At 64.4% G+C, this 11000-nt stretch carries 5 protein-coding genes, 1 tRNA gene and 1 pseudogene; 3 read left to right on the top strand and 4 right to left on the bottom strand.

The window, feature by feature from the left end; all coding sequences use genetic code 11:
* The first annotated feature begins 65 nt into the window (after window positions 1-65).
* From AQ12_RS19110 to AQ12_RS19120, 3 genes are all read left to right on the top strand, one after another.
* Entirely contained in the window at window positions 66-1394 is a 1329-nt protein-coding gene (locus AQ12_RS19110) for a TAXI family TRAP transporter solute-binding subunit (RefSeq protein ID WP_048441557.1), read from the top strand.
* Window positions 1395-1435: 41 nt separating this feature from the next.
* Window positions 1436-4819 carry a DUF748 domain-containing protein gene (locus tag AQ12_RS19115; RefSeq protein WP_048441558.1) on the top strand — a complete coding sequence of 1128 codons (3384 nt, stop codon included), beginning with the start codon at window positions 1436-1438 and terminating at the stop codon, window positions 4817-4819.
* A gap of 85 nt (window positions 4820-4904) precedes the next feature.
* Window positions 4905-4978, top strand: a tRNA-Gly gene (locus AQ12_RS19120).
* On the opposite strand, the gene AQ12_RS19125 is transcribed toward AQ12_RS19120, so the two are convergent.
* The 4 genes and pseudogenes from AQ12_RS19125 to AQ12_RS23040 form a co-directional block, all read right to left on the bottom strand.
* Window positions 4979-6034 (bottom strand): acyltransferase, encoded by a 1056-nt coding sequence (locus AQ12_RS19125; RefSeq protein WP_082151690.1) that lies wholly within the window; start codon window positions 6032-6034, stop codon window positions 4979-4981.
* Window positions 6035-6057: 23 nt separating this feature from the next.
* Window positions 6058-7020 (bottom strand): glycosyltransferase family 2 protein, encoded by a 963-nt coding sequence (locus tag AQ12_RS19130; protein ID WP_048441560.1) that lies wholly within the window; start codon window positions 7018-7020, stop codon window positions 6058-6060.
* 44 nt (window positions 7021-7064) lie between these two features.
* Window positions 7065-10580 carry an error-prone DNA polymerase gene (locus AQ12_RS19135; protein ID WP_048441561.1) on the bottom strand — a complete coding sequence of 1172 codons (3516 nt, stop codon included), beginning with the start codon at window positions 10578-10580 and terminating at the stop codon, window positions 7065-7067.
* An 18-nt stretch (window positions 10581-10598) separates the two neighbouring features.
* A pseudogene (locus AQ12_RS23040) lies at window positions 10599-11000 on the bottom strand (hypothetical protein); the annotation flags it as partial.

Raw genomic sequence — 11000 nt, forward strand, 5'->3', positions numbered from 1 at the left:
GCCATCGCCATCGCCGTTGTCCATAATCGCGCGATGCAACCTGCCTGCCTTCCGTGAAGCCGCACATGCCCCAGGCGCTTCGCGACACCCTGCTGTCGATACGTGAACTGCTGATCTCGGCCGGGCCGTTCGCCCTGCTGGCTGTCGGCCTGCTGGTGATGGCCTACCTGTGGCTCGACCCGACGCCGCCCAAGCGTGTGAGGCTTGCCACTGGCCCCGCGCAAAGCGCCTACGACGAGTTCGGACAGCGCTACCGCAAGGCGCTGGCCGCCAACGGAATCGAAGTGGTGCTCGTGCCCAGCCAGGGTTCGTCGCACAACCTGCATCTGCTGCGCCAGGGCGCGGTCGATTTGGGCTTCGTGCAAGGCGGCAGCAGCGAAGGTGCGGCGCCGACCGATTCTGCGCTGGAGTCCCTGGGCAGCCTGTTTGTAGAACCGGTGTGGCTGTTCTATCGCGAAGACTCCGCACGCAAGCTCACACCGGCCGCCACGCTCACGGCCCTGACCCAACTGAAGGGACTGCGCCTGAATGTCGGCGCCGCCGGCAGTGGTGTGCCACAGCTGATGGCAAAGCTGTTCGACGCCAACAACATCGACAAGTCCGGCATTACCTTGTCGCAGCTGGAACAGACGCCCGCAACGGTCGCATTCCTGGGCGGCGACATCGATGCGATCGTGTTTGCGTCCGCGCCTGAATCGCTGATGGTGCAGATGCTGCTGCAGACCCCCGGCGTGAAGCTGATGGATTTTGCGCAGAGCGAGGCGTATTCGCGCCGGTTTCCTTTTCTCACCCCTGCCCTCTTGCCGCGCGGCGTGGTGGACCTTGCACGCGACCTGCCGCCCACCGACCTGCGCCTGGTCGCCACGACCACCGAGATGCTCACGCGCGAACAGACGCATCCCGCGCTGCTTCAGCTGGTCACGCAAGCCGCGCGCGACATGCACGGCGCGGCAGGCTGGTTCAATCGGGCGGGTTCTTTCCCGACGCTCGAACACAGCGAATACCCGGTCTCGCGCGAGGCCGAGCGGGCCATCAAGGGCGGACAGCCCTTTCTGCAGCGGTACCTGTCGTTCTGGGTCGCCAACCTGGTCGAGCGCATGTGGCTGGCGCTGGGCATCATCCTGGCGATCTTGCTGCCGCTGTCGCGCATCGTGCCGCCGCTCTACCAGTTCAGGATTCGCTCGCGGGTGTTCAGGTGGTATGGGCAGCTGCGCACGATCGAGTCGGAGATGGAGGCGGGACAGGCCGATGCCACGCAACTTGCGAAAGAACTCGATTCGCTCGAAGCGAACGTGAGCCGGGTGAGCGTGCCGCTGTCGTATGCCGACGAGCTTTATGCGCTGCGCAACAACATTGCGTTGGTGCGTCAGCGCCTGCAGGGCCGCTCGGCCTGATCGCAACCCATGTGTATCCTGGCATCGAGGGCACGACGGCAATGAACGACAAACTGCACTGGAAGCGCTGGGCGGCAATCGCGGCTGGCGTGCTGGCCGCCTATTCGCTCGCGGGCTTCTGGCTGGTGCCCGCTGTCGCCCGCAACCAGCTGCCGAAATTCGGCCAGTCCGAACTGGCCCGCCGGCTGTCGGTCAGCGACCTGCAGTTCAACCCCTTCACCTTGCGCCTCGAAGCGAAGGACCTGCGCCTGGACGAAGCCGACGGCGCGCCGCTTCTTTCCATCGGCACCTTCGTCGCGCAACTGCAATGGCGGTCCGTCTTTAGGCGCGCGTGGAGTTTCACCGAAGTACGGCTGACGTCGCCCAGGGCCGACTTGCGCATCGCACCCGACGGCAGGTTCAACCTCGCCCAATTGCTGGAGACGCTGGCGCGGCGACCGCGCGAGCCTTCGACAAACGACAAGCTGCCGCGCGTGGTGATCGGGACATTCGCGCTGGAGCAGGGCCGCATCGACATGCGCGACCAGCGCGCCGGCTACACCAACGTGGTCTCGCCGATCGACTTTCGGCTCACCGACTTCAGCACGCTGCCCGACGAGGGCGATTCCCACACCTTCAGCGCGCAGGGCGCGGGTGGCGGCAAGCTGCGCTGGAACGGCACCGCCACGCTCGATCCCATTCGTGGCAAGGGTGAGCTCGTGCTGGAGAACTTGGCACTGCCCGAACTGGGGGTGTACCTGAAGTCTTTCACGCGCGCTACCGTGGCCGCCGGGCGGCTCTCGGCGGCATTGCCGTATTCGTTCTCATACGCCGACGGCAAGTTCGAAGCAGCGCTCGCGGGCGCGCGCGTGTCGATGCGCGACTTCGGCCTGGCACGCGAAGGCGTCAGCGATTCATTCGCGTCCCTCACTTCACTGGACGTGACGGGCATCGATGCAAGCCTGTCGCGGCGCGAAGTTTCCATCGCGCAGGTGCGGGCCGACGGCGGCGCGTTGCGCATCGAACGTGACGCCAGGGGCGAGCTCGACCTCGCCCAGCTCATGGTCGAAACCGCCGGTGCGAAAGCCGTGCCGGCAGGCGCGCCACCTTCCGTGCACGCCGGCGACTGGAAAGTAGGCATCAGGCAGGTCGTCCTGGACAAGCTGGCATTGAGCGCGACGGATCGCACGACAGCCCCTGCGTTGAAGGTGGACGCGGCAGTTGTCTCGGCGCAACTGCAATTGGCCGCCTCGCAGACCCGCGATGGCCTGCAGGTCACGATCGGCGATGCCGCGCTGACCGCTACGAATGCAACCATCGCTCGTGGCACCAGCGCGCCGATGAAGATTGCGCAGCTCGGGTTCGCGCAAGGCTCCATCGACCTGGCTGCACGCCGTGCCGAGGTCGGCCGCGTCTTCGCGCAGGGCGCGCGCCTGCGCGTCGTGCGGGACCGGGCGGGGGGATTGAACCTGGTGCAGATGTTGCCGCGCTTCGACTCACCCGCGACGACGCCAGCGGCAAGGCCATGGACCGCATCGATAGCGACGGTGGAGCTCGACAAGTTCGCCGCCGACGTGGACGATGAAGCGTCCGGCGTGAAGTTCCAGGTGGCAGATTTCGGCGCAAAGGTCAAAGGTGCGAGCAGCGACCTCTCGAAGGCCGTGAAGTTCAGGGCGACCCTGGCGATCCGCGAAGGTGGGCAGCTCGCGGCGCAGGGCAGCGCGGTGCCCGGCACGGGCCAGGTGCAGGCCGACGTGAAAGTCGCGCAGCTGTCGCTCGCGCCGGTTCAGCCGTTGCTCGCGCAGCACATCAAGCTGAAGATTGCCGGCGGCACGGTTTCAGCCAGGGGGCGCCTCACTGCGGGGGGTGGTGCCAGGTCCGCGGCCTTGCGCTATTCGGGCGCCTTCAACGTCGCCGGCCTCGTGCTGAAGGAAGACGATGGCGACCTCTTCGCTGCGTGGAAAGACGTGCGCGCCGACGCGATGACGCTCAGCCTCGCGCCGAACCAGCTCGACATCCCGGAGCTGCGCATGGTGGAGCCCAATGCGAAGCTGATCATCGAGCCGGACCGCAGCCTCAATGCCGCGCGCCTGCTGGTGAAGCAACCCGTGGCTGCCCCTGCCCCTGCCGCCGCCCCGGCATCCGCACCGACTGCCGAACCCTTCCCGATCCGGGTGCGCCGCATACGCCTGCAGGACGCCAAGCTGGACTTCGCCGACCTCAGTCTGCAGCCGCAGTTCGCCGCCAAGATGTACGAGCTCAATGGCGTGGTCAATGGCCTGTCGTCGAGTGCTGAATCGCGCAGCCAGGTCGAGCTCGACGCGCGGGTCGACGAGTTCGGCAGCGCGCGAATCCGCGGCGAGCTCAACCCCTTCGCGCCCACCAACAACACCGACCTGGCCGTGGTGTTCAAGAATGTCGACCTGGTGTCGACGTCTCCCTATGCGATGAAGTTCGCCGGCTACAGGATCGCGCAAGGCAAGATCTCGCTCGACCTTCAATACAAGGTGAGGCGCGGGCAGCTCGAAGGCGCGAACCAGATCGTCATCGACAAGCTCACGCTGGGCGAGCGCGTGGACAGTCCCGACGCGCTGAAGCTGCCGCTCGAACTGGCGATCGCGATCCTGAAGGACAGTGACGGGCGCATCGACCTGGGCCTGCCGGTCTCGGGCAACATCGAAGACCCCCAGTTCAGCTACGGGGCGATCATCTGGAAGGCCATCGGCAATGTACTGACCAAGATCGTCACCGCGCCGTTTCGCGCACTCGGCGCGCTGCTCGGCGGCTCGGGCGAAGAGCTGGAGTCGATCGACTTCGACCCGGGCAGCGACAAGGTGCTGCCGCCCGAACGCGAGAAGATCAAACAGATCGCGCAGATTCTGGCCAAGCGGCCGCAGCTCAAGATCTCCGTGCCGGGGCACTACAGCGATGCGGACGCCGCGGCCTTGCGGGCGCGCGCAGTGCGGGTTGAAGTCTCACGCGCCGCCGGCATCAAGCTCGAAGCGGGCGACGAGCCCGGCCCGCTCGATCTGGGCAGCCGCTCGGTGCGCAGCGCGATGCGCGATGTGTACGCCCGGCGTTTCGGCGACGAGGAACTCGACAAGGCAAAGAAGGCGGCGCAGGCCAGTGCTTCCGGCGCAGCGGGCACAGCATCCGCGCCACAGGCGGAACTTCCGATCTGGCAGCGGGTGGGCAAGATGGTTCAGGGCGAACCGCAGGTGGCCGATGCGAGCGCGTTCTACGGCAAGCTGCGTGAACGGCTTGAAGCGAACCAGGCACTGGAAGCCGATGCGCTCACGAAGCTGGGTGCGCAGCGCGCGGCAGCCATCGTTGCCGCGCTCAGGCAAGCCGGTGTGGATGCGGCGCGTGCGACTGCAGCAGCGCCTGAGAAGATCGTTTCTGGCAGCGGCAAGATGGTTGCGCTAAAGCCCGCGCTGGGAGCTTGAATTGCGCGAAACCGGAACATGGACCCGCGTGACGGAGCCAGGGCTCCATTCGCAGATCGCGGCACGATAGAATCGCCGCTGCCACGCGGGCGTCGTTCAATGGCAGGACTCTTGCTTCCCAAGCAAATAACGCGGGTTCGATTCCCGCCGCCCGCTCCACTAGCGCTGCCACGCGCCCCGTGCGGCAAGCCTGTCCACAACAGGCTTTTCGACCCACCGGTGAAACACAACGCCGACTACCAGGCACGCGCCAACTGCGAGGGCAAAGGCCCAGTTGCTGCCGATGGCAGGTACGTGATTCAGGAGCTTGCAAACAACGCTGAGCACTGGAAAGTGCGTCAGGTAGATCGCATACGAGGCATCGCCCAGCAATTGCAGCGGTGGCCACTTCATCCAGCGCAGCTTTCCGTTGTCTTCAGCATTGACCATGCCAAAGATCATCAGGGCGCTGGCAAGTCCGTATGACAAGGACGCCAGTTGCAGTGGCGCATCGATCCATTGCATGACATCGAACGCAGCAGTGCAGCAAAACAGCACGAGCCCAGCCGCAGCGAGACATCGCGGAAAACGGCGAATACGGCTCGCAGCCCCCCATTCGCGTAGCGCAGCAACGGCCGAGCCCAACGCAAACAGGAAAACGTAGGACTTGCCAACGAAGGAGGCCGGGTAAGTGCCGGCGTTCCAGCATGCAGCAGCGACGATCAGGAAGATGGCTGCAATCGCCGCGCCGATCTTGCGGTTGATGATCAGCAAGGCAAACAGCGCGTAGAACACGAGTTCGTACTGCAGCGACCATGCAACGGCCACGACCGGGGACCCTGTGCCGCCAACCGCAACCTTGTCCAGTGGCAACAGCAACAAGGCCGCGACGAGGGTTGGAGTGTCGTACCGCTGCTGCGTGCCCATGAACAACATGGCCGCACCGAGTGCCAGAAATACGATCCAGTACGCCGGGAAAATCCGGATCGCCCTTCTTGCCAGATAGCGACCCAGCGCTTGCGGCCGGCCCATGTCCTGCCAGTGGGCGGCGACGATGATGAAGCCACTGAGCACGAAGAAGAATTCCACTCCTGCATACCCGAACCCAAAAAAGCCGGCCAGCGGCTTCACACCGAAATACTTGGGCTCCGCGATGATTCCGGTCGCGTGAAACAGCACGACCAGGCTTGCCGCCGCCGCCCGTCCGGCCTGCAAAGTGAAGTATCGACCTCTCATCGTCTGGTGTGAGGCCGACGTGGTCACTTCAAGCGCGAATACAGCAGCCCCGTGTCCGCCAGGTCCTGCCGCGAGCGGTATTCGCGCGAGACCGGGCCTTTCAACGACCAGTCGGCCAGGTTTCGCACGGCCAGGTCGAGAAACCGGTATTCGATCGCGCCCTGCCAGTGCACGCTCTTTTCAACCGCTTCTGCGATGCGCGCCTCGTAGCCCGGATAGAACTTGAAGTGGGCCAGCACCAGTTGCACCTGGTCCGACGCCGGGACTGTGTTGCGGTGGCCCGATAGCGCGCGCGCATTGCCTTCCCAGAAAAACAGCGGCACCTTGTTGACGTTGGCGAACCGGTAGGTGCCGCCCAGCGGCGACAGGTCCACCCGGGTCTTTTGCAGGCGTTCGAGCATTCGCGGGCGAATGCCCTCCATCACACTGATGTTCGACACATTGGGCGCCTGGTCGGGCCACTCCAGCACGCTCCAGGGATCGAAGTTGGGCGACATCACGAAGGGGCTGGTCGTCATGGGCACCTGCTCGACGCCCTTCAGCTTCGCGGGGAAAAAATCCATCATCAGGGCCCGTGCGATCTTGAGCTTGTTCGCTTCAAGTGCTTGCGCCAGTTGCGGCACGGTGTCATAGGGCGGCGGCAGGATCAGGAACTCGTCGGCGTCCACCGTCAGCACCCATCGGTTCATCAGCAAGGCGCGCGGCACGAGGGTCTTGACCGCCGCGCCAAAGGGCTGGTCACCCACCTTGTCGCCGAAGCTCAGGTTCGAATGCACGATGCCGCAATCGGGCTGCTGGCGCAGGTACTCGGCCGAGCCGTCGTCGGAGCGATCGTCGAGAAACCAGAACTCGCTGATGCCCAGCTTGCGGTAGTGATCCAGCAGGTGCGGCAGGAAGTAGATCTCGTTGCGAATCATCGCAAAGAGCGCCACCTTGCCTTTGGCCTGGGGTTGCTTGCGGATGATGAGTTTGGGTTCGGTGGCCATGGGTTGCGTCGCTTTGGAAATGGATGATGCCAGAGGTGCATCTCCTAGTGAAAATCGCGACTGCTGTTGGTCTGCTCGCCCAGCCGCCCCAAAAGCGGCGTGAGATTGGTGAGCTTCTTCGCAATCAGGTTGCGCACCTGCCCCCCGGATTCCTGGTCGCGCTGCCAGGTGCCTTCAACAGCGAGCAGGCGCGATTTGAGCAAGGCCTCACGCTGGCCTTCGCGCACCGACTTCCACACGATGACATTCACCGGACCGGTCTCGTCTTCGAGCGTGAGAAAGATCGTGCCATGCGCCGTCTGCGGCTGCTGGCGAACGGTGACGATGCCACACGCGCGAACCTTGCGCCCACTGGGCAGGTCGTGCAATTCGGCGGCGCTTTGCAGCTTCATGCGCTTGAGGCGCGGCCGCAGGAGCGCGAGCGGATGACGGCGCAGCGTGAGGCCCAGCGAGGCGTAGTCGAAAACAATCTCTTCGCCTTCGTGCGAGGGCTGCAACTCCAGCGGCTCTTCATTGATCGGCGCATCGCGCAGCAGCTCGGGCGACTTGCGCAAGGCCGATGCGTCCCACACCTGCTGGCGCCTGTGCCCGGACAGCGACATCAAGGCATCGCCTGCGGCGAGCGCCTTCAAGTCGCCCGCATCGAGCTGCGCGCGCAGGGCGAGATCTTCGGTGCTGGTGAAAGGCGCTTGCCGGCGAGCCTCGACCACGCGCCTGGCCCCCGCCTCGCTCAGGCTGCCCACCTGCCGCAGGCCCAGTCGGACAGCGGGTTGTTTGGCTGTCATTGCGGGCTCGACCCGCAATCCATGCTCAATCTGGCGCGGCTCCCGCTTCGCGGTGGATGCCGGATCGAGTCCGGCATGACAGTGGGCTGAATAATTGGAATCTGACCCCAATTGTTTGGCTGAGGGTTGTTTGGCTGTCATTGCGGGCTTGACCCGCAATCCATGCTCGATCTGGCGCGGTTCCCGCTTCGCGGTGGATGCCGGATCGAGTCCGGCATGACGTAGCGAGTTTTCCAGCGTCGAGTCCCAGTCGCTGTGCGAAACATCCGGGGGCAGCACGACGATGCCGTGGCGTTTGGCGTCTTGCACCAGCTGCGAGGGCGAATAAAAACCCATGGGCTGCGAGTTGAGCATGGCGGCCAGGAAGCACTCGGACTCGTGGCATTTCAGCCAGCTGCTCGAATACGCCAGCAGCGCAAAACTATAGGCGTGGCTTTCAGGAAAGCCGTACTCACCAAAGCCCAAAATCTGCTTGAAGATCGCTTCGGCGAACTCGCGGCGATAGCCGTTGTTCAGCATGCCTTCGATGATGGGTTCGTAGAACTTTTCCACCCCGCCCTTGCGCTTCCAGGCGGCCATCGAACGGCGCAGCGCATCGGCTTTTTCGGCGGTGAATCCGGCGGCGATCATCGAGATCTGCATCACCTGTTCCTGGAAGATGGGCACCCCCAGCGTGCGTGCCAGTGCCGCCTTCAACTCGGGCTTTTCGTAGTGCACGTCCAGCCCCGCCCGGATGCGGTCGCGCGCCTTGAGAAACGGATGCACCATGCCGCCCTGTATCGGCCCCGGCCGCACGATCGCCACTTCGACCACCAGGTCGTAGAACACGCGCGGCTGCAGGCGCGGCAGCATCGACATCTGCGCGCGGCTTTCGATCTGGAACACGCCCACCGTGTCGGCCTTGCAGATCATGTCGTAGGTAGCAGGATCTTCTTTCGGGATATCGGCCAGGTCCCACTCCTTGCCGCCTTCAGCAGCGCGCAACTGGTTGCGAAAATCCAGGCAACGCCGAATCGCCGTGAGGATGCCCAGCGCCAGCACATCGACCTTCATCAGGCCCATGTCTTCCAGGTCGTCCTTGTCCCACTGGATGATGGAGCGGTCTTTCATCGACGCCTTTTCCACCGGCACCAGCCGCGTGAGCTTGTCCTGCGTGAGCACGAAGCCGCCCACATGCTGCGACAGATGGCGCGGTGACCCCATCAGCTGCTGCGTGAGCTCAAGCCACAGCCGCGCCTTCGTTTCATCGATCGCTTCGCCCACCTGCGCGGCCAGCTCGCACAGCCGCTGCGAAGCCAGCTTGTCGTCGAACCACTGGTGTTCTTTCGCGAACGCCTCGATGAGTTTTTCTTCCACGTCCAGCGCCTTGCCCACATCGCGAATCGCACTGCGCGTGCGGTAGCTGATGACCACCGCCGCAATCGCCGCGCGCTCGCGCCCGTACTTGCGGTAGATGTACTGGATGACCTCTTCGCGCCGCTCGTGCTCGAAGTCCACGTCAATGTCGGGCGGCTCGTTGCGGCGTTCCTTGCTGATAAAACGCTCGAGCAGCGGGTTGGAATGCATCGGGTCCATCGCGGTGATGCCCAGGCAAAAGCACACCACCGAGTTGGCCGCCGAGCCGCGTCCCTGGCAAAGAATCTTCTTGCTGCGGGCAAAGCACACGATGTCGTGCACCGTCAAAAAGAACATCTCGTACTTGCACTCGGCGATCAGGCGCAGCTCTTTCACCAGATGCCGCTTCACCCTCACCGGAATGCCATCCGGGTAGCGCATGTGCGCGCCTTCTATCGTGAGCTTGCGCAGGCCCTCGGTCGGCGTGAGGCCAGCGGGCACCGTCTCTTGCGGATAGTTGTACTGGATGCTTTCGATCTCGAAGCTGCAACGCCCGGCGACGATCAACGTCGCTTCCAGCAAATCCGGCGGATAGATTTCCCCAAGCCGCATCCGCGAGCGCAAATGCTTCTCGGCATTGCCCTGCAGCTCGTAGCCGCACTGGTCGACGGGCTTGCCCACCCGCACCGCCGTCATCACGTCCTGCAGGCGCTTGCGCGAGCGCACGTGCATGTGCACGTCGCCTGCGGCAATCAGCGGCACACCCGTTGCCATGCTCGCGTCGCGCATCGAGGCCAGCCACAGGTCGTCATCGAGCGCGTGATGCAGCTCGACCGCGAGCCACAGCCCCTGCCCGTACAGCTGGCGGCATTGCGCAAGGCGCATGCACAGGGCATCGAGGTCGAACGCATCGCCAACCCGGCGATGCGGCACGAACAGCACTTCGCAGCCCTGCAAAAGCGTCATGTCGCTGGTCTCCCAGCCGACGCGGTATTGGCCCTTTTGCGCAGTCGTGTTGCGCGCGGCCGTGATGAATTCGCACAGGCCGCCCCAGCCTTGCTTGTCGCGGGCGATGGCCACCAGGCGGCAATCGCCCATGTCGAACTCGCTGCCGTAGAGCAGCTTGAAGTCGCGGCTTCGCCTCTGGTGGGGATAGTCTGCTTCCAGCGATCGGATGAATGCCTGGTACTTTTTGAAGCCCGACCAGCCGCGCACCACGCCCGCCAGCGAGCATTCGTCGGTGAGCGCGAACGCCTGGTAGCCCAGGTTGTACGCGCGCTGCACGAGCTCTTGCGGATGCGATGCGCCGCGCTGGAAGCTGAAGTTGGAAAGCGCATGCAGCTCGCAGTAGGCCGGCAGGCCGTCGGGCCAGTCGGTGATGACGGGCGGGAGGGACCCGTCGTCGATGTCCAGCGGGGGTTTTTCGTTGGTTTCAGGCATGCGCTCTCTGTACGCGTGTCATGCGTACAGGCCTTGAAGGAACCAGCGGTAGTCGCGTTGCTGGAAAAGTTGCGCCTGATCGGGGATGGATTGCGGATCAAGTCCGCAATGACAGCCTTTAGGACAGCCTTCAGGACTTGTCACGCCGGATTCGACTGCGCAATGACCGCCTTTAATACTTGTCATGCCGGACTCGATCCGGCATCCACCGCGAAGCGGAAGCCGCGCTTGCCGCTCGCGAAAAATCCAGACCAGCCCCGCCTCTTGGCTGCTCGCAATGAAATAGTCGCGCAGCACCGCAGCGCCCTCGCGGCTTTCTTCCCACCAACCCGTCTCCACCCGATAAAGCCGCGCGAGCCGGCGCAGCGGCCCGCCCCATTGCGGCACATGGTTTTTCACTTCCAGCCGTATCGGCTTTGG

Origin of the sequence: Caenimonas sp. SL110 (assembly GCF_001044395.1) — a bacterium.
Lineage (GTDB): Bacteria > Pseudomonadota > Gammaproteobacteria > Burkholderiales > Burkholderiaceae_C > Ramlibacter.

Coding starts and splice junctions, on each gene's coding strand:
- AQ12_RS19125 (WP_082151690.1), bottom strand. CDS start 6,034: ATGAGAGGTCGATACTTCACTTTGCAGGCCGGACGGGCGGCGGCGGCA.
- AQ12_RS19135 (WP_048441561.1), bottom strand. CDS start 10,580: ATGCCTGAAACCAACGAAAAACCCCCGCTGGACATCGACGACGGGTCC.
- AQ12_RS19110 (WP_048441557.1), top strand. CDS start 66: ATGCCCCAGGCGCTTCGCGACACCCTGCTGTCGATACGTGAACTGCTG.
- AQ12_RS19130 (WP_048441560.1), bottom strand. CDS start 7,020: ATGGCCACCGAACCCAAACTCATCATCCGCAAGCAACCCCAGGCCAAA.
- AQ12_RS19115 (WP_048441558.1), top strand. CDS start 1,436: ATGAACGACAAACTGCACTGGAAGCGCTGGGCGGCAATCGCGGCTGGC.